General features: G+C 71.8%; 18 protein-coding genes and 2 riboswitches. Of the genes, 12 read left to right on the forward strand and 6 right to left on the reverse strand.

Annotated elements, in window-relative coordinates; genetic code table 11:
- Positions 1 to 15 precede the first annotated feature (15 nt).
- A riboswitch (glycine riboswitch) is annotated at positions 16 to 104 on the reverse strand.
- Position 105: 1 nt separating this feature from the next.
- Positions 106 to 196: riboswitch (glycine riboswitch) on the reverse strand.
- Between the two features lie 102 nt (positions 197 to 298).
- Positions 299 to 1,471 (reverse strand): MarP family serine protease, encoded by a 1,173-nt coding sequence (locus tag HW566_RS01640; RefSeq protein WP_178009828.1) that lies wholly within the window; start codon positions 1,469 to 1,471, stop codon positions 299 to 301.
- Positions 1,472 to 1,578: 107 nt separating this feature from the next.
- Here HW566_RS01640 and HW566_RS01645 point away from each other — a divergent pair, with 107 nt between their 5' ends.
- The 7 genes from HW566_RS01645 to HW566_RS01675 all read left to right on the forward strand — a co-directional run bounded on the left by HW566_RS01645 (position 1,579) and on the right by HW566_RS01675 (position 9,755).
- Complete coding sequence (locus HW566_RS01645; RefSeq protein WP_178009830.1) at positions 1,579 to 2,286, forward strand: NUDIX hydrolase; 708 nt, start codon at positions 1,579 to 1,581, stop codon at positions 2,284 to 2,286.
- Positions 2,287 to 2,296: 10 nt separating this feature from the next.
- The gene (gene nadA, locus HW566_RS01650) at positions 2,297 to 3,607 is read left to right on the forward strand and encodes a quinolinate synthase NadA (protein WP_178009833.1); all 1,311 of its coding nucleotides are present in this window, start codon (positions 2,297 to 2,299) and stop codon (positions 3,605 to 3,607) included.
- Between the two features lie 87 nt (positions 3,608 to 3,694).
- Positions 3,695 to 5,161 (forward strand): L-aspartate oxidase, encoded by a 1,467-nt coding sequence (gene nadB, locus HW566_RS01655; RefSeq protein WP_178009835.1) that lies wholly within the window; start codon positions 3,695 to 3,697, stop codon positions 5,159 to 5,161.
- Positions 5,161 to 6,018 (forward strand): carboxylating nicotinate-nucleotide diphosphorylase, encoded by an 858-nt coding sequence (gene nadC, locus HW566_RS01660; RefSeq protein WP_178009837.1) that lies wholly within the window; start codon positions 5,161 to 5,163, stop codon positions 6,016 to 6,018. The genes nadB and nadC overlap by 1 nt, the downstream gene beginning before the upstream one ends.
- Positions 6,018 to 7,148 carry a cysteine desulfurase family protein gene (locus HW566_RS01665; protein ID WP_178009839.1) on the forward strand — a complete coding sequence of 377 codons (1,131 nt, stop codon included), beginning with the start codon at positions 6,018 to 6,020 and terminating at the stop codon, positions 7,146 to 7,148. The genes nadC and HW566_RS01665 overlap by 1 nt, the downstream gene beginning before the upstream one ends.
- Positions 7,145 to 8,101: a glycosyltransferase family 2 protein gene (locus tag HW566_RS01670; RefSeq protein WP_178009841.1), complete on the forward strand. Its 957-nt coding sequence runs from the start codon at positions 7,145 to 7,147 to the stop codon at positions 8,099 to 8,101. The genes HW566_RS01665 and HW566_RS01670 overlap by 4 nt, the downstream gene beginning before the upstream one ends.
- 145 nt (positions 8,102 to 8,246) lie before the next feature.
- Positions 8,247 to 9,755, forward strand: coding sequence for a DHA2 family efflux MFS transporter permease subunit (locus HW566_RS01675; protein WP_178009843.1), 1,509 nt, complete (start codon positions 8,247 to 8,249; stop codon positions 9,753 to 9,755).
- A gap of 83 nt (positions 9,756 to 9,838) precedes the next feature.
- Here HW566_RS01675 and HW566_RS15965 read toward each other — a convergent pair whose 3' ends face one another.
- Complete coding sequence (locus HW566_RS15965) at positions 9,839 to 9,964, reverse strand: hypothetical protein (protein ID WP_256728820.1); 126 nt, start codon at positions 9,962 to 9,964, stop codon at positions 9,839 to 9,841.
- 97 nt (positions 9,965 to 10,061) lie between these two features.
- Between HW566_RS15965 and HW566_RS01680 the strand changes: the two genes are divergently transcribed.
- Positions 10,062 to 10,610, forward strand: a complete 549-nt coding sequence (locus tag HW566_RS01680; RefSeq protein ID WP_178009844.1) for a type 1 glutamine amidotransferase domain-containing protein — start codon at positions 10,062 to 10,064, stop codon at positions 10,608 to 10,610.
- Positions 10,611 to 10,640: 30 nt separating this feature from the next.
- Here the strand turns inward: HW566_RS01680 and HW566_RS01685 are convergent, their stop codons facing one another.
- A complete protein-coding gene (locus tag HW566_RS01685) occupies positions 10,641 to 11,723 on the reverse strand; it encodes an alcohol dehydrogenase catalytic domain-containing protein (RefSeq protein ID WP_178009846.1) in 1,083 nt (360 codons plus the stop codon).
- On the opposite strand from HW566_RS01685, the gene HW566_RS01690 reads away from it, so the two are divergent.
- Entirely contained in the window at positions 11,722 to 12,123 is a 402-nt protein-coding gene (locus HW566_RS01690; RefSeq protein WP_178009848.1) for a glucose-6-phosphate dehydrogenase, read from the forward strand. The genes HW566_RS01685 and HW566_RS01690 overlap by 2 nt on opposite strands.
- Before the next feature lie 399 nt (positions 12,124 to 12,522).
- On the opposite strand, the gene HW566_RS01700 is transcribed toward HW566_RS01690, so the two are convergent.
- Complete coding sequence (locus tag HW566_RS01700; protein ID WP_178009850.1) at positions 12,523 to 12,783, reverse strand: hypothetical protein; 261 nt, start codon at positions 12,781 to 12,783, stop codon at positions 12,523 to 12,525.
- 193 nt (positions 12,784 to 12,976) lie between these two features.
- On the opposite strand from HW566_RS01700, the gene HW566_RS01705 reads away from it, so the two are divergent.
- Both HW566_RS01705 and HW566_RS01710 read left to right on the forward strand, forming a co-directional pair.
- The gene (locus HW566_RS01705) at positions 12,977 to 13,336 is read left to right on the forward strand and encodes a hypothetical protein (protein WP_178009852.1); all 360 of its coding nucleotides are present in this window, start codon (positions 12,977 to 12,979) and stop codon (positions 13,334 to 13,336) included.
- A 69-nt stretch (positions 13,337 to 13,405) separates the two neighbouring features.
- The gene (locus tag HW566_RS01710; RefSeq protein ID WP_178009854.1) at positions 13,406 to 14,446 is read left to right on the forward strand and encodes a zinc-binding dehydrogenase; all 1,041 of its coding nucleotides are present in this window, start codon (positions 13,406 to 13,408) and stop codon (positions 14,444 to 14,446) included.
- Positions 14,447 to 14,607: 161 nt separating this feature from the next.
- On the opposite strand, the gene HW566_RS01715 is transcribed toward HW566_RS01710, so the two are convergent.
- Both HW566_RS01715 and ychF read right to left on the reverse strand, forming a co-directional pair.
- A complete protein-coding gene (locus tag HW566_RS01715) occupies positions 14,608 to 15,147 on the reverse strand; it encodes a Dps family protein (protein WP_178009856.1) in 540 nt (179 codons plus the stop codon).
- A 106-nt stretch (positions 15,148 to 15,253) separates the two neighbouring features.
- Positions 15,254 to 16,327, reverse strand: a complete 1,074-nt coding sequence (gene ychF / locus HW566_RS01720; RefSeq protein ID WP_178009858.1) for a redox-regulated ATPase YchF — start codon at positions 16,325 to 16,327, stop codon at positions 15,254 to 15,256.
- A 123-nt stretch (positions 16,328 to 16,450) separates the two neighbouring features.
- Here ychF and HW566_RS01725 point away from each other — a divergent pair, with 123 nt between their 5' ends.
- Positions 16,451 to 17,047 carry an exonuclease domain-containing protein gene (locus HW566_RS01725; protein WP_178009860.1) on the forward strand — a complete coding sequence of 199 codons (597 nt, stop codon included), beginning with the start codon at positions 16,451 to 16,453 and terminating at the stop codon, positions 17,045 to 17,047.
- Positions 17,048 to 17,051 lie beyond the last annotated feature (4 nt).

Here is a 17,051-nt window from a genome sequence, read left to right on the forward strand (position 1 = left end):
GCGGCATCCGGGAACTCCCCCTCTGTCTTGGGCCTGAGAGTTTCACCGGGCGGACCCGGCTTTCACCGTCGGCGGATCTCGAGCGAGATCGCTTTCCAGAGCGGCCGGACGTGCGCGGTACGAGGACCTGAGAGATTGGCGGGGAGGCTTGCTCCTTCGGTGCCCGGAGCGATCCGGGCTCTCCCGCGTGCGTCATGCGGCCTGTCTTCAGTTGCGCGATCAGCATAGCGGCACGCCGCGCGATCCCCGCGCACCCGCGGGGACGCGCGCCGCGCCCGCCCCTCGGCGGTCCGCCGCGTCAACGCGTGCAGGCTCCGGATGCCACCGCCGGTGCGTCCGCGCTCGCACCGGCCAGTGCCGGCAGCAGCTCGGTCGTCGTCATCGCATACCCGCGGCGCTCGTCGTCGGCGCCCCGCGCGAAGACGACGCCGGTCACCTCGCCCGCGTCGGTCAGCAGCGGGCCTCCCGAATTGCCGGGGCGCACGTCGGCCTCGAGGGCGTAGATCTCGCGCGGTGCGCTGTTCTCGTCATAGATGTCGGGAACGGGAGCGGTCCCCACCGACAGCACGAACGCCGCCCCGCTGGTGAAGGGGCCGCCCAGCGGATAGCCCTGCACGGCGACCGGTGTGCCCGCGGTCACCGGGGGCACGACCGGGAGCGGCGGAGCCTCGAGTCCGTCGACCGCGATGACGGCGAGGTCGTCGACCTCGTCGAAATAGACCACCCGGCCCTCCCGGGCGTCGAGCCCCGGCAGCTCGACGACGGGGGTGTCCACGCCCGCGACGACGTGCGCATTGGTCACGATGAGGTCGGCGGCGGCGACGAACCCCGAACCGGTCATCGAGACGCCGCAGGCGTACGCCGTGCCGCTGATGCGGGCGACGGATGCCGCGGCGCGCTGCAGCTCGGGATCCTCGAGCGAGATCGCCGGTGCGGTGGGCGAGACCTCGGGCTGAAGCAGCTCGCCGATGCGCGGGATGCCCTCGTCGACGACGAAGCCCCGCACCTCGGCGAGGGCGCTGTCGACGGGGTCGGGGGTCAGCCCGTCGAGGAAGGTGAGCACCCGCGATGACGCCACCGCCGTCGACACCACCGGCATCCCGCTCGCCGTGACGGCGCCGGCCCCGAGCAGCAGGACCAGCCCGCCCGCGACCGCAGCCCCGCCGGCGCCGAGGATGCGGTCCAGGACGCGGAGCTTCGCGCGGTCGACACCGCGGCGCAGCGCAGCACCGACGGCGGTGCCCAGGGCGGTGCAGAGGCCGACGATCGCGATGGCGCAGACGGTGAGCACGAGCGAGCGGTACTCCCAGTCGGCCACCCCCGGGGCGATCAGCGGCACTGCCCAGACCGCCAGGAGCGCTCCGACCACGAGGCCCGCAAGCGATCCCGCGATCGCCACCAGACCGCGGGTCACGCCGATCGCGAAGGCGGCCACGAGGAGGATCACGACGATGACGTCGACCAGCAGCACGGAACCTCCTCGGGACTCCTCCAGCGTACGGCGCTCCGCTGGGAGACACCCGGTTTGGCGTTCTGGTCATACTGACCCTAAGATCGACTCCGGGAGTTATGGTCACTATGACACGAACAGCACGGGCCTCGGGGTCCGACGACATCCGCGTCGCGGTGTCCACCGTGATCTTCAGCCTGCGTCATGACCTCCGCCCGGGTGGTGCGGAGCTACCCTCGGTGGTGCTCCCGCTCGTCCGGCGCACCCGCGACCCGCACGCGGGTCACTGGGCCCTCCCCGGCGGCTGGCTGGATGCCACCGAGAACCTGGAGGCCGCCGCCTCCCGCACGCTCGCCGAGACCACCGCCCTGGCGCCGAGCTATCTCGAGCAGCTCTACGCGTTCGGCGATGTCGGGCGCTCGCCGTCGCGCGTGGTGTCGATCGTCTACTGGGCGCTCGTGCGCGAGGACATCGCCTCCACGCCGCTGCCCGCCGACGAGAACGTGGCGTGGTTCGACGCCGCCGAACTTCCCCCGCTCGCGTTCGATCACGCGCAGATCGTCGAGTACGCCCTGTGGCGGCTGCGGAACAAGGTCGGCTACAGCCGGATCGCCCACGGGCTCCTCCCCGACCTGTTCACCCTCGCCGACCTCCGGGAGGTCTACGAGGCCATCGGCGGACGACGTCTGGATCCCGCGAACTTCCGCCGTCAGGTGGAGGGATCGGGAACGCTCATCCCGACGGACGGCTTCCGCACCGGCAGCCACCGCCCGGCCCGCCTGTACCGCTACAACCACGATGTCGAGCTCGCCGACCGCGGCCCGCTCCCCCGATGAAGGAACAGCCATGACTTCCTCGCCGCTCACCCTCGAACCCCGCCCGGTCGATCCGAGTGTCGACCACGGCATCCGCGCGATCGTCTCCGGCGCGTCGACCGCCGAGACCTGCAACACCGACCTGGCCGCCGGGCCGTGGGACTTCGATGCCCGGCCCGGCTACGGACCGGGATCGTCCATGGGCGACGTCATCCCCACCGGCGCGCCCCGCCAGGGCGCACTCCCCGAGAGCTACCGCGCCGCATCCGAGGCTGACCTCCACGAGCGCATCCGTGCCGCCAAGGCGACGCTCGGCGACCGGGTCGTCGTGCTCGGACACTTCTACCAGCGCGAGGAGGTGGTCGTCCACGCCGACTACGTCGGGGACTCCTTCCAGTTGGCCGGGGCTGCGAAGGCGCACCCCGAGGCCGAGGCGATCGTCTTCTGCGGCGTCCACTTCATGGCCGAGACCGCGGATCTGCTCTCTCGGCCCGAGCAGGCCGTCATCCTGCCGAATCTCGCGGCGGGCTGCTCGATGGCCGATATGGCCTCGATCGACGAGGTCGAGGAGTGCTGGGAGCAGCTCGCCGAGGTCTACGGCGATCTCGACACCCCCGACGACGACGGGCTGCTGCCGGTCATCCCGGTCACGTACATGAACTCGTCCGCCGCGATCAAAGGCTTCGTCGGGCGGCACGGCGGCATCGTGTGCACCTCCTCCAACGCCCGCACCGTGCTGGAGTGGGCGTTCGCGCGCGGCCGTCGGGTGCTGTTCTTCCCCGACCAGCACCTCGGACGCAACACGGCCAAGGCCATGGGTGTGCCGCTGGAGCAGATGCCGCTGTGGAACCCCCGCCGACCCTTCGGAGGGGCCGCGGACGCTCTGCCGGACGCGCGGGTCATCCTGTGGCACGGGTTCTGCTCGGTGCACCGGCGCTTCACCGTCGAGCAGATCGCGAAGGCGCGCGCCGACCACCCGGACGTCCGGGTCATCGTGCACCCCGAGTGCCCCATGGCCGTGGTGGACGCGGCAGACGAAGCGGGATCGACCGACTACATCCGCAAGGCGATCGACGCCGCCACCGAGCCGACGACCTTCGCCATCGGCACCGAGATCAACCTCGTGCAGCGACTCGCGGCCCAGTACCCGCAGCACGAGATCTTCTGTCTCGACCCCGTCGTGTGCCCGTGCTCCACGATGTACCGCATCCATCCCGGCTACCTCGCCTGGGTGCTCGAGGAGCTCGTCGCGGGGCGGACGCCCAACCGCATCCGGGTTCCCGCCGACGTCGCCGATCCGGCGCGCGTCGCGCTGGAGCGGATGCTGGCGGCGCGACCGTGACCGCTCGCGTCGTGGTCGTCGGGTCCGGACTCGCCGGCGCGCTGAGCGCTCTGCGTGCCCGCGCGCTCCGGTTGCCGCGTCGTGGTCATGACCAAGGCCGGACTCGGCGAGGGCAACACCGCCTACGCACAGGGTGGGATCGCCGCCGCCGTCGGGGCCGACGACTCCCTCGATCGGCACCTCGCCGACACCGTGCGGGCCGGGGCGGACACCGTCGACCCGGAGGCGGTCCGGACGCTCGTGTCTGCCGGACCGGCGGCGGTCGCCGAGCTCGCCCGGCTGGGGGTCGTCTTCGACGTCGACGGTGACGGCGGACTGTCGCTCGGGCTCGAGGGCGCACACAGCCGCCCCCGCATCCTCCACGCGGGCGGCGACGCGACAGGCGCGGTCATCCAGCACGCGCTCGACCGAGCGCTCCGCGACCGAGGCGTCGAGGTGCGCACGCACACCCTCGCGATCGAGCTGATCATCGAGCGGGGCCGCGTCCGCGGCCTCGCCGTCGCGCGAGACGGCGAGACGTCGCTCGTGCCCGCCGACGCGGTGATCCTCGCCGCCGGAGGGGCCGGGCAGCTGTTCGCCCACACCACCAACCCCGCGGTGGCCACCGGGGACGGCATCGCGCTCGCGCTCCGGGCGGGCGCCGCGGTGACCGATCTGGAGTTCACGCAGTTCCACCCCACCGCCCTCGCGGACGGCACGCTCGTCTCGGAGGCCGTGCGCGGCGAAGGGGCCGTCCTCGTCGATGACGTCGGCCGGAGGTTCTGCCTCGACGAGCACCCGGCGGGAGAGCTCGCTCCCCGGGACGTCGTGGCGCGGGCCATGGCGGCGGCGATGTCACGTCAGGGCGGACGTCCGGTGCGCCTGGATGCGACGCGCCTGCGCGCGACGCCCGCGGCGACGGCGGCGTTCCTCGCCGGCCGCTTCCCCACGATCGACCGGGCCGTGCGCGAGCGAGGCTGGGACTGGGCACGGGAGCCGATCCCGGTCACCCCGGCGGCGCACTATCTGATGGGCGGGGTGGTCACCGACCTCCACGGGCGCACCAGCGTCGCCGGACTCTACGCGGCCGGCGAGGTCGCGCGCACCGGGGTCCACGGGGCGAATCGCCTCGCCTCGAACTCGCTCCTGGAGGCGGCCGTCTTCGGAGCACGGGCGGGCGAGGCCGTCGCGGCCGACGCCCGCGGCACCTGGCCGGACGTCGCACCGCCGGCCCCGCCCGCGGTGCGACGTCCGGCCGACGCACCGTCCGCACGTCCCGCGCCGCCCTTCTCCCGCCTCGCGCTGCAGCAGCTCATGTGGGAGCACGTCGGCCTCCGTCGCGACGGGACCGGGCTCGCCCACGCTCGGGCCGTGCTCGAGGAGTGGTCGCAGACGCCGCGCGAGACGCGGACCGTGCGTGGGAGCGAGGACGCATCGCTGCTGCTCGTCGCACGCGCGATGACCGCGGCGGCGTTCGATCGGCGCGGGTCGCTGGGGTCGCATCACCGCGTCGACGATGCCGGCGCCGCCGACGCCGGCATCGCGGCCGCCATGCCGAGCGAGAGGGTCGCCTGATGTTCGTTCCCCCCGCACTCGCGCGCCTGGTGCAGTCGGCTCTCGACGAGGACGCTCCGTGGGGCGATGCCACGAGCGGGGCGTTCGTGCCCGCCGAGGCCATCGCCGAGGCCCGACTCGTCACCCGGGCCGCGGGTGTCTTCAGCGGTGGCGCGCTTTTCGAGGCCGCCTTCGCGTTGACCGACCCGGGCTGCACGGTCGACGATCTCGCGCCGTCCGGCGCGGCGATCCGGCCCGGCGACGTGCTGGCGACCGTCCGAGGACCGGCGCGAGCCGTTCTGACCGCCGAACGGGTCGGACTCAACTTCGCCCAGCGCATGTCCGGCATCGCGACGCTGACCCGGCGCTACGTCGACGCGGTCTCGGGCACGGGCGTACGTATCGTCGACACGCGCAAGACCACGCCCGGACTCCGCGCGGTGGAGCGCGCGGCGGTGCGCGACGGCGGTGGAGCGAACCACCGGTTCTCCCTGTCGGATGCCGTGATGCTCAAAGACAACCACCTCGGCGTCATCACGGCGGATGGGGTCTCGATCACCGAGGGGCTGCGGCGCGCGATGTCGACGCTCCCGCACACCATGCACGTCGAGGTCGAGGTCGATCGCATCGATCAGATCGAGCCGGTGCTCGCGGCGGGGATCGACACGATCATGCTCGACAACTTCGCCCTCGACGATCTCCGCCGAGGCGTCGCGCTCGTCGCCGGGCGTGCGACGGTCGAGGCATCCGGCGGCGTCAGCCTCGACACCGTCCGGGCGATCGCCGAGACGGGGGTCGACGTCATCTCGGTCGGAGCGCTGACCCACTCCGCTCCCGCCCTCGACCTGGGGCTGGATCTCGTGATCGGCGCGACCTGATGCTCTACCTCGACCATGCCGCGGGCGGCCCGGTCCGGCGCGAGGTGCTCGAGGCCATGGCCCCCTTCCTCACCGGGCGGTTCGGCAATCCCTCGAGCGTCCACACCGTCGGCGAGGACATCGCGTCGGCGCTCGAGGACGCGCGCCGACGGGTGGGCGCCGTGCTGGGCGTGCGCGCCGGGGACGTGGTGTTCACCTCCGGCGGCACCGAGGCCAACAACCTCGCGATCGCCGGCATCGCCCTCGGCGCACGCGGGCGCCGGCCCGGGCATATCGTGACCACGGCGATCGAGCACGACTCCGTCCTCGCGGTCTGCCGGTATCTCGTGCGCATGCACGACTACGAGCTCGACGTCGTCCCCGTCGATGCGGCCGGCCGGGTCGACCCGGGACGCATCGCCGACGCCCTGCGCGAGCACACCGCGGTGGTCAGCGTCGGCTACGCCAACAACGAGATCGGCACCGTGCAGGACGTCGCCGGTGTCGTCCGTGCGGCCGGATCGGTGCCCGTCCACGTCGACGCGGTGCAGGCTGCCGGATGGCTGCCGCTGGCGGGAACGGGCGCCGCGGCTCTGTCGATCGCCGGACACAAGATCGGCGCACCGCAGGGCATCGGCGTCCTCGCAGTGCGCGGGCGCCTCCCCCTCGAGCCGGTCATCCACGGCGGCGGCCAGGAGCGGGGCCGCCGGTCGGGAACCCAGAACGTCGCCGCCGCCGTCGGCTTCGCGCTGGCCCTCGAGCTCGCCGAGCGGGAGCGGACGGATGCCGCCGCACGCGCCGTCCGGGCACGCGACACGTTCACGGCGCTCGTGCTGGCGGAGATCCCGGGCGCCGAGCTGACGGGCGACCCCGTCGACCGGCTGCCCGGTCTCGCCTCGTTCGTGTTCGCCGGCACATCGGGCGAAGCGGTCCTGCTCGAGCTCGAACGGCGCGGGATCGTCACGAGCAGCGGGTCGGCGTGCGCCGCCGGCAGCGACGAGCCCTCGCACGTCCTCACCGCCCTCGGCCTCGACGCCGACGCCGGCCGAACCGCCGTGCGCTTCAGCTTCGACCGTGCCGTCCCGCCCCACCCTGTCGCGCTCGCCGACGCGGTGACCGACGCAGTGGCGGCGGTACGATCGGGGTCGTGAGCACGCCCGTCGTCACCGTCATCGTCCCCGGTCGCGACATCGCCCCCTACGCTGCGGACGCGCTCGCGTCGTTGCAGGCCCAGACCCTGCCGCGGTGGCGGGCACTGCTCGTCGACGACGGCTCGCGCGACGACACCGGTTCGATCTTCGCGCGTGCGGCTGCCGGTGACGGCCGCTTCCAGGTCGTGACACACGACCGGCCCCGGGGTCTCGGCGCCGCCCGCAACGCGGCGCTCGATCTCGTCGACACGCCCTTCGTGGCGTTCCTCGACGGCGACGACGTCCTCACCCCGTCGGCGCTGGAGCGTCTGGTGAGCACCCTCGACGCCACGGGTTCGGACTTCGTCGTGGGCGCGTACGTGCGTCTGCGGCCCACGGACGAGGGGTACGTCCCCGGCGCGGTGCAGCCCTGGGTGTCCGCGGCCACCGACCCCGCCCGCCTCGGGACGACCCTGGCCGATCACCCCGCCGCATCCGGGAACATCGTCGCCTGGTCGAAGGCGAGCCGCATCGAGTTCTGGCGCCGCCACCGGCTTCGCTTCCCGGAGGGCCGGCTGTACGAGGATCAGCTCGTCGCGCAGCAGATGTACACCCGGGCGCGCGCGTTCGACGTCATCCCCGACGTCGTCGTGCAGTGGCGGGAACGAGCCGACGGGTCGTCCATCACCCAGCACCGCGCGCAGTTGAGCGTGCTCGTGGACTACATCGAGGCGCTCCGCGGCGGTCTCGCCGTGCTCGACGCCGCCGACGCGAGGGATGCCGCGCACGCGCGCGTGCGCCTGGTGCTCGAGATGGATGTGCCGCCGCTCGTGCGCATCGCGCAGACGCATCCGGATCCCGAGTACCGACGCCGCGTCGGCGGTCTCGTCCGCGACTTCCTCGACCGCGCCACGGTCCTCCCTGCCGTCGACCCCGGCATCGCCGAGCTGTGGCGCGCCGCCCGTCTGTGGTGACTCGCTTCGCCGAGACGGCGGGTCCCGGTGCCGCGCTCGCTGGTGGGCGGGCCCGCGGCGGGGAATAATCGGAACGCGGGGGCGTTCCTCCTGCGGTGTCCGCCCTCGGGTGACGACCGACCTTTCCGTACCGAGGAGCTTCTCCATGGCCGTCGCGCCGTCATCAACGTCCGAGACCGTTCCCGCAGCGTCCGGATCGGTTCCCGTCGTCGTCTCTCCCGAGGCGAACCGCGTCATCTGGCTGCTGCTGGTCGCGGCGTTCGTCGCCATCTTGAACGAGACCACGATGGGCGTGGCCATCCCGCACCTGATCGTCGACTTCGGCATCACCGCGGTGGCAGCCCAGTGGCTCACCACGGCGTTCATGCTCACCATGGCGATCGTCATCCCGATCACCGGCTTCCTGCTGCAGCGCTTCACGACCCGGGCCGTCTTCGCCACCGCGATGAGCTTGTTCTCCACCGGCACGCTCATCGCGCTTCTGGCGCCCGGATTCGAGGTGCTCCTCGTGGCGCGCGTGGTGCAGGCGTCGGGCACCGCGATCATGATGCCGCTCCTCATGACCACGTTGATGACCGTGGTCCCGCCCCACGCGCGCGGCCGCATGATGGGACGCGTCAGCATCGTCATGTCGCTCGCCCCGGCGATCGGACCGACGCTGTCGGGATTCCTGCTCGACACGCTGAGCTGGCGCTGGATCTTCGGTGTCGTCCTCCCGATCGCCCTCGTCTCGCTCGCCATCGGGGTGAAGTGGATCCACAATCTCGGCGACACGCGCCGTGCGCCGCTGGACGTGCTGTCGGTCGTGCTCTCGGCATTCGGTTTCGGCGGGCTGGTCTACGGGCTCAGTCAGATCGGCGCCGGCGGGCACGGGGGCGGTGACGCCGCGGCGGCGGCCCCGTCATCCAACCTGCCCCTCATCGTCGCCCTGACGGTCGGCGTGCTCGCGCTGGCGGGATTCGTCTGGCGCCAGCTGCGCCTGCAGCGCGACGATGAGGCTCTGCTGGACCTGCGCGTGTTCCGCTCGGCGAACTTCTCCCTCTCCGTCGCCCAGTTGACCGTGATGTCCATGGCATTCTTCGGCACGATCACGCTGCTGCCGTTGTACATGCAGAACGTCCTGGGGCTGTCGGCCCTCGAGTCGGGTCTCGTCGTCCTCCCCGGTTCCCTCGCCATGGGTATCGCCGGCCCCTTCATCGGCCGGATCTACGACCGATGGGGAACGCGCGTGCTGCTCGTCCCCGGCGCGGTCGTCGTCACGGGCATCCTGTGGACCTTCACGACGCTCACCGAGGACACGTCGGTGTGGCTGCTCCTGGCGCTGCAGACGGCACTGTCGCTCGGGCTCGCCATGTCGTTCACGCCGCTGTTCACGGCGTCGCTCGGCTCGCTCCAGCCGCGCTTCTACTCGTACGGCAGCGCCATCGTCTCGACGATGCAGCAGGTGGCCGGTGCCGCGGGGATCGCTCTGCTCATCACGGTCATGGCCGCGGCCGAGTCCGGGGCCCTCGATCCCGGCTCGACGGCGGCCGGCGCGGCGGGTGCTCGCGCGGCCTTCCTCGTCGCGGCGATCATCGCGTCGCCGCTGATCATCGGAGCCGTGCTGATTCGCAAGCCCGCGGACGCACCGGACGGGGCTCCTGCACCGCACTGACATCCGCGTCCGTCTCTGCGAACGACGAAGCCGCCGTGTGCTCTCGCACCGGCGGCTTCGTCATCGGCCCACTCGGGCCCGCGTCACGACGTCGAGCAGCATCCCCCACCGCAGCACGAGGCGGCCTCGTCGTTGGTGTTCGACAGCAGGTTCTTCTCGTCGGGAACCGGCTGCAAGGTCTGGGGCTGGGGCGTGGATGCGGTGGACATTCGGCAATCGTAACCCCGTCCGGGCCTCCGAGACCATCAGCCGATCGGACTGTCAAGCAGGTCGAGTCCGGCGGCGCCGGCGCGTAGCGTCGGCCGCATGAGCACTCTCGATGGCAAGAAGATCGCATTCCTCGCAACAGACGGGTTCGAAGACAGCGAGTTGACCTCGCCGTGGCAGGCCGTCGCCGACGCCGGTGCGACGGTCGTGCTGGTCGCTCCGCAGTCCGGCGAGATCACCGGCAAGAACGGGCACACCCAGGGCGTCGATCTCGTCACCGCCGACGCGTCGGCCGACGACTACGACGCGCTGGTCCTGCCCGGAGGTGTCGTGAACGCGGACGATCTGCGCGTCGACACCGCCGCGGTGGACTTCACGCGCGCATTCTTCGCGCAGCACAAGCCCGTGGCCGCCATCTGCCACGCGGCCTGGATCCTCACGGAGGCCGACGTGCTCTCGGGCCGCACCCTGACGAGCTACCCGAGCCTGCGCACCGACCTCGTCAACGCCGGGGCCACCTGGGTCGACGAGGAGGTCGTCGTCGACCAGGGTCTGGTGTCGAGCCGCACCCCCGATGATCTGCCCGCGTTCAACGCGAAGGTCATCGAGGAGATCGAAGAAGGCAAGCACGCGGGCCAGACGGCCTGACATCCCGACCCACCGATCGCCCCCGGCAGCTCAGCCTCCGGGGGCGATCGCCATTCGGAGGTGTCCGCCGGCGCGGGCCAGCTCGATGGCCTCGTCGAGCCGGTCGAGCGGCATCGGCACCGATACCAGGTCTGCGAACGGATAGCGGCGCGTGCCGGGGTTCCGTATGAAGGCGACCGCCGCCTCGAGGTCGGCCGCCACGGGCTCGGGCGCGCCGGCCGCGACCTCGATCGATTCGCCGTCGGAGGACGTCACGCCGAGGCGGGGTCCGTGCGCGGGCGGTCGGCCGCCGGCCAGCGACGCACCGAACCGATGAGCTCGCGCGCGCACGCGCGGATCCGCCGACGCGATCTCCACCGCCGCTCCGGCCTCGGTCGCCATCGCCGCGATCACGAGCGGGTCCGCACCGGAACCGGTGACGCGGACCACCGCCTCTTCGAGGTCGATCGCCTGGGCGATGGAGCGCAGCACCGCCGCTGCGCGCGCGAACGCACCGGGGAGCGGTGCGAGGATGCATGCCGGGAGGGTCTCCCCCACCCGCACGATCGGAGTCGCCGCGCGCAGATGGACGTGGGTCGCGAACCCGCCGACCAGCTCCCGGTGCGGTGCGATCCGCTCCCGCGCCCCCGCAGCGCACACGATCCGCTCGCCGAGGTCGAGGCTGCTCCCGTCGGTCGCGGGCACCGCGCCGCCGAGCGCCGCGATGCGTCCGACGAACTCGCGGCCGAGCACCGTCGGCACCGGGCAGTCGTCATGCCCGTCGGCGACGGCGAGGTCCTCGTCGGCGATCGTCGCCAGCTCGACGCGCACGAGCGCCTCACCAGGGGCGAGGACCACGCCCGGGACGGCGATCGTCTCTTGGACGCGCCCGGCTCCCATCCAGGCTCGCGCGAGCGCGGCGGGTCTCAGCAGCACGTCCAGCGGTGCCCGGGTCGCCATTGCCATTCGCACCCTCTCGCCGGTGGTGACGGGTCCACTGTGGCAAAGGCGGAGCACGTCGGAGCCGGTGGCGCGCGCCGTTCCGGAGATGTTCACCGAACGGAGCGCGCGCCGTCGCCCGGGGGCCGCGGGTACGCTGGAATCCGGCGCGTCAGCGTCGGAGAGGACACCCATGAGAATCGTCGACTCCGCCGACTGGCGCGATCGCCTCACCTACGAGACGCCCTACCGCGTCGCGGACGTCATCCCCGGTGACCCGGCGCGTTGCGCGGCGTGTCCCCCGGCGACGCCGGCGCACGACCGTGCGATCCTCTGGGTCGTGAAGCATCGGCACCCCACGAACCACGGCGGCTTCGTGCGGTTCTACTGCGACCTGCACCTGCCGGCGCGCGAGGAGCCGGTCGTGGCCGCCGCTGCGCGCGCGACGCCGACGCGACGGGCTCCGCGCGGCGCCGCAGCCACCCGCGCACCGAAGGCGCCCGCGCCGTCGGACGTGGTGCGCGCCATGTGCCCCCAGTGCTTCATCGAGGTCTCGGCAGCCGGCGAATGCGGGATCTGCGGTACCCGCGTCTGACGCGATGAGCTACCCCACGGCGAGCTGGTGCCGGTCGCGGCGCGGGTCGGCGCTGTGCACTCGGCCGCGCGGTCACGCCGGTCTCCACAACCGTCTGGGCACCTCGCAGATGTGGTCCGACGCACAGGCCGATCCGCCGAGGTGCCCGGGGTCGGGCACTTCGGCGGAGCCCGCGCCACGGCTCGCCGACGGATTCCCGGACGGCTGTGCGCTGTGCCCCGAGTGCACCGGGTTCGTTCGGGTCGAGCGAGGCGTCTTGGTGAACCACGACGCCTTCCGCGACCCGGACGACGCCGCGGACGCCGCACACCGCGCCGCGTGGTTCAACAGCATCGGCTGGAACTGACGCCGCGACGGCCACGTTCGGCCCGCGGCGTTCCGGGCGCGTCTATCTGCTGTTCACGCCTTCGCGTCGTCATCCCGCCATGGGAGGTTCAGGTCCTCATCGGCCACGGTCACATCCCCCACATCGTCGGGCCCGCCCGTACCGGGACGTGCGCGAACGAGGTCGTCGTCGACATCGGCGTCCGGGCTCGTGGCTGCCTCGTCCTGCTTCTCGCGCGTCTCCGTCTCGCTGCCGGGGGTGTAGCGGGTGTCCTTGCGGACGGCCTCGGGCTCGCTCAGCGGCTCCGGCTCGACTGCGGGATCCTGATGCGTCATGATCTCTCCTCGCTTCCGGGTGTGCGCGGACCGCGCCACCCGAGGTCGACGCTAGATCGGGCTCGACGGGGAGTAAGGCAGATTGACCACGCGCATGCCTCGTGCGATGATCGCGCCGGTCGAGCCCGTAACCCATGTCTCCCGACGACGCAAGCACGAGACGCGGGGGGAGGTCGCGCGACACAGTGGTGCGATGAGGCGAATCACGTACGCGGGCGACACGGTGATCACGACGGACGACGTTGCGGCGGCGCTGGTGGAGCTCACGGCGGCGGTGGCCAACTACGGCCGCGCCGAGGCCGTGCGGATTCCGATCGTCCTCGAGAACGACGGCCGCATCGATGAGGCGGAGCTCGTTATCGGCGTCGGGAACGACGTCCTGTCGGCGCCCGTCGACTGGAGCGCTGACGAACCCGACTTCACCTCGGGAGCGCAGGAGCTTCGCGAGCACGCCAGCTACCCGCAGCGCTCGGCCGAGTCCCCGCACCTGTATGCGGTCGAGGACCAGGCCACGCAATGGGATCCCGACCTCGAAGGCTTCCGCGACGCCTGACGCCTGACGCCGGCCGCGATCGCATCACGGCCGCAGCGCTGATCCGGGGATGCCGTAGCGTGGGGCATCGTGCGAGCGATGGTTCTGGACCGTATCGGCGGCCCCCTCTCGGTGCGGGAGATCCCTGATCCCTCTGCGCCGGCTGACGGCGTCGTCGTCTCCGTGCGTGCGACCGGCCTGTGCCGGAGCGACTGGCATGCGTGGGCCGGCCACGACGACATCGAGCTCCCCCATGTTCCCGGGCATGAGTTCTCCGGCGTCCTCGCCTCCGTGGGCGCCGAGGTCTCGGGGTGGCGGGTGGGAGACCGTGTCACGACGCCGTTCGTCGTGGGATGCGGGCGCTGTGCATGGTGTCGCTCCGGCGACGCGCAGGTCTGTCCCCATCAGCGGCAGCCGGGATTCACCTACGCTGGATCATTCGCCGAGCGCGTCGTCGTCCCCGCCGCCGAGACGAACCTCGTGCGCGTCCCCGACGCGGTCTCGTTCGAGGCTGCCGCAGCCCTCGGATGCCGCTTCGCCACCGCCTACCGCGCGATCACGGCGCGGGCACGGTTGTTGCCCGACGAGTGGATCACCGTCGTCGGGGCCGGCGGCGTGGGTCTCAGCGTCGTCATGATCGCCCGGGCGATCGGCGCCCGAGTGGTTGCGGTCGACCGCTCGGCCGCGGCTCTGACGACGGCCGCCGAGCTCGGCGCCGACCATGTCGTAATCGCCGACGGGCGCGACATCCCCGCAGCCATAGCCGACCTCACCGATGGCGGCAGTCACGTCTCAGTGGATGCCGTGGGCAGCGAGCAGACGGCGTCCGATGCGATCCTCAGCCTCCGACGGCGCGGCCGGCACGTGCAGATCGGCCTGCTGCCGACGGCATCCGGTCGCTCGTCCGCGCCGCTCGCGCGGGTGATCGCGTGGGAGCTCGATCTGCTCGGCAGTCACGGCATGCCCGCCGCGGACTATCCCCGGATGCTGGCCCTCATCGCGGCCGGAGCGCTGCGCCCGCAGGAGCTGATCCACCGCGTGGTCGGGCTGGACGAAGCGGCTGGGCTCCTCCCCAGGCTGAACGAGGCATCGGCCGCCGGGATGACCATGATCGACCCGCGGCGAACCTGATCCTCGTTCGGGGCGGTGCGCCGAGGCGTCGCGACCCGCGGACGATGGTGCCCCGGTCGCGCGGGAGCACCATCGCGGGCCGGATCGGACCCGCCGGACGCACGACGAAGCCCCGAGCGGCGGCCGAGCGGCTGCCACCCGGGGCTGTCGGGCGCGTGTGGTCAGCCCTGGGGCTTGCGGTTCTCGGCGCTGACCATCCAGGCGAGCTGCTCGAGGCGCTCGAGGATGGAGTGCAGGATGTCGGCGGTCGTCGGGTCTTCATCGTCGACCTCGTCGTGAACCTCGCGGCAGGTGCCGATCGTGGCCTCGAGTCGGGCCGTGATGAGGTCGATGACCTCGGCCGTGTCGATCTCGCCCTGCGGGAACTCGGGCAGCGTGGTGGTCTCGGCGACCGTGTCGCTGCGCCCGTCGGGCAGCGCGTGTAGAGCACGCATGCGCTCGGCGACGGTGTCGGCGAACTCGCGGGCAGCCTCGATGATCTCGTCGAGCTGAAGGTGCGTGTCGCGGAAGTTGCGTCCGACGACGTTCCAGTGGGCCTGCTTGCCCTGCAGCGACAGCTCGATCAGATCGACCAGGACCTTCTGCGTGTTCTCGCTCAGCTTCTTCGACGCCCGGAAGCCGCTCTCGGCGTTCTGCTCGTCGGTCAGGCCGGCGCCGGCGGCGCGGCGCTTGTTGCGCGTGGTGGTGGTGTTCGTGGCCATGATGGTGCCTCCTCGAATCGAGATGACTCCACGGTAGACAGCGGTCGCCGCCGATGCCGCCCGCTTGTCGGATGCGGCGATGGCTGGTATCGGGTGAGGCTGCGACTCAGTTGTTGAAGCGGAACTCCACCACGTCGCCGTCCTGCATGACGTAGTCCTTGCCCTCGAGGCGAGCCTTGCCCTTCGAGCGGGCCTCGGCGACCGAGCCGGTGGCGACGAGGTCGTCGAAGGAGATGACCTCGGCTTTGATGAAGCCCTTCTCGAAGTCGGTGTGGATCACACCGGCGGCCTGCGGGGCCTTCCACCCCTTGCCGATGGTCCAGGCACGCGCTTCCTTCGGACCCGCGGTGAGGTAGGTCTGCAGGCCGAGCGTGTCGAAACCGATGCGAGCGAGCTGGTCGAGGCCCGACTCGTCCTGACCGGTCGAGGCGAGAAGCTCCGCGGCTTCCTCGGGGTCGAGGTCGATGAGCTCCGACTCGATCTTCGCGTCGAGGAAGACGGCCTGCGCCGGCGCGACCAGAGCCGCGAGCTCCGCCTTGCGCGATGCATCGGTCAGTACGGCCTCGTCGACGTTGAAGACGAAGATGAACGGCTTGGCCGTCAGCAGCCCGAGCTCCCTGATGGGCGCGATGTCGAACGACGAACCCGACAGCAGTTCGCCTCGCTGCAGCGCGTCCTGAGCGGCCTGCGCCGCCTCGAGCACCGACGGGTCGAGCTTCTTGCCGCGCACTTCCTTCTCGTAGCGCACGATCGCCTTCTCGAGCGTCTGGAGGTCGGCGAGCTGGAGCTCGGCGTTGATCGTCTCCATGTCGTTCTGCGGGTTGACGGCGCCCTCGACGTGCACGACGTCGTCGTCGGCGAAGCCGCGGACGACCTGCGCGATCGCATCGGCCTCGCGGATGTTGGCGAGGAACTGGTTGCCGAGCCCTTCACCCTCCGACGCACCGCGGACGATGCCCGCGATGTCGACGAACGACACCGCTGCAGGCAGGATCCGCTCCGAGTGGAAGATGTCGGCCAGCACCTTCAGCCGAGGATCGGGGAGGTTCACCACGCCGACGTTCGGCTCGATCGTCGCGAACGGGTAGTTCGCTGCGAGAACCTGGTTCTTGGTCAGGGCGTTGAAGAGGGTCGACTTGCCGACATTGGGCAGTCCTACGATTCCGATGGTGAGAGCCACGGGCATCGAGTCTACGTGGCGGCGACGGAGCGCTCCGACGGACAGCGTTCCGCTCCGGCCCCGGCTCCGGCAACTGCGGCGCGCCTCCGCCGACGGGGGTGCACGCCGGGCGACGCTGAGAGCGTGCCCCTGGACTTCACCGCCATCGACTTCGAGACGGCGAACTCTTCGAGCGCGTCGGCATGCTCCGTCGGCCTGGTGCGCGTCCGCGACGGCCAGGTCGTTGCATCCGACGGCTGGCTGATCCGTCCCCCGGCGGGCCACGACCGATTCTTCGACATCAACGTGTCCATCCACGGCATCACTCCGGAGGCCGTGTCCGCGGCGCCGGGCTGGACGACGCAGCTGCCCCGCCTGCTCGACTTCGTCGGCGACGACGTGCTCGTGGCGCACAACGCCGGCTTCGACATGGCTGTGCTCCGTCGAGCGTGCGAGGCCACGGATGCCGTGCTTCCCGCGTTCCGCTCGGTGTGCAGCGTGCAGCTCGCCCGCAAGACCTACCAGCTCGATTCCTACCGTCTGCCGCTCGTGGCCGCCGCGGTCGGCTTCCTCGACTTCGCGCATCACGACGCGTTGGCGGATGCGCTCGCCTGCGCGCACATCGCGATCGACGCCGCTTCCCGTGCCGGAGCGCACGACATCGTCGAGCTCGCGATGCTGCTCGGCGTGCGCGTTCCCGAGTACGAGCCGATCGGCGCTTCGCTCCTCAGCCCGGCCTGACCGA

Source organism: Microbacterium oleivorans (genome assembly GCF_013389665.1).
In the GTDB taxonomy this organism is placed as follows: domain Bacteria; phylum Actinomycetota; class Actinomycetes; order Actinomycetales; family Microbacteriaceae; genus Microbacterium; species Microbacterium oleivorans_C.

Bases quoted from the DNA above. Each gene is read 5' to 3' on its own strand.
- HW566_RS01680 (WP_178009844.1), top strand. From the start codon at position 10,062: ATGAGCACTCTCGATGGCAAGAAGATCGCATTCCTCGCAACAGACGGG.
- HW566_RS01705 (WP_178009852.1), top strand. From the start codon at position 12,977: ATGAGGCGAATCACGTACGCGGGCGACACGGTGATCACGACGGACGAC.
- HW566_RS01685 (WP_178009846.1), bottom strand. From the start codon at position 11,723: ATGGGTGTCCTCTCCGACGCTGACGCGCCGGATTCCAGCGTACCCGCG.
- HW566_RS01715 (WP_178009856.1), bottom strand. From the start codon at position 15,147: ATGGCCACGAACACCACCACCACGCGCAACAAGCGCCGCGCCGCCGGC.
- HW566_RS01675 (WP_178009843.1), top strand. From the start codon at position 8,247: ATGGCCGTCGCGCCGTCATCAACGTCCGAGACCGTTCCCGCAGCGTCC.
- nadB (WP_178009835.1), top strand. From the start codon at position 3,695: ATGACCAAGGCCGGACTCGGCGAGGGCAACACCGCCTACGCACAGGGT.
- HW566_RS01665 (WP_178009839.1), top strand. From the start codon at position 6,018: ATGCTCTACCTCGACCATGCCGCGGGCGGCCCGGTCCGGCGCGAGGTG.
- HW566_RS15965 (WP_256728820.1), bottom strand. From the start codon at position 9,964: ATGTCCACCGCATCCACGCCCCAGCCCCAGACCTTGCAGCCGGTTCCC.
- nadC (WP_178009837.1), top strand. From the start codon at position 5,161: ATGTTCGTTCCCCCCGCACTCGCGCGCCTGGTGCAGTCGGCTCTCGAC.
- HW566_RS01645 (WP_178009830.1), top strand. From the start codon at position 1,579: ATGACACGAACAGCACGGGCCTCGGGGTCCGACGACATCCGCGTCGCG.
- HW566_RS01700 (WP_178009850.1), bottom strand. From the start codon at position 12,783: ATGACGCATCAGGATCCCGCAGTCGAGCCGGAGCCGCTGAGCGAGCCC.
- HW566_RS01690 (WP_178009848.1), top strand. From the start codon at position 11,722: ATGAGAATCGTCGACTCCGCCGACTGGCGCGATCGCCTCACCTACGAG.
- nadA (WP_178009833.1), top strand. From the start codon at position 2,297: ATGACTTCCTCGCCGCTCACCCTCGAACCCCGCCCGGTCGATCCGAGT.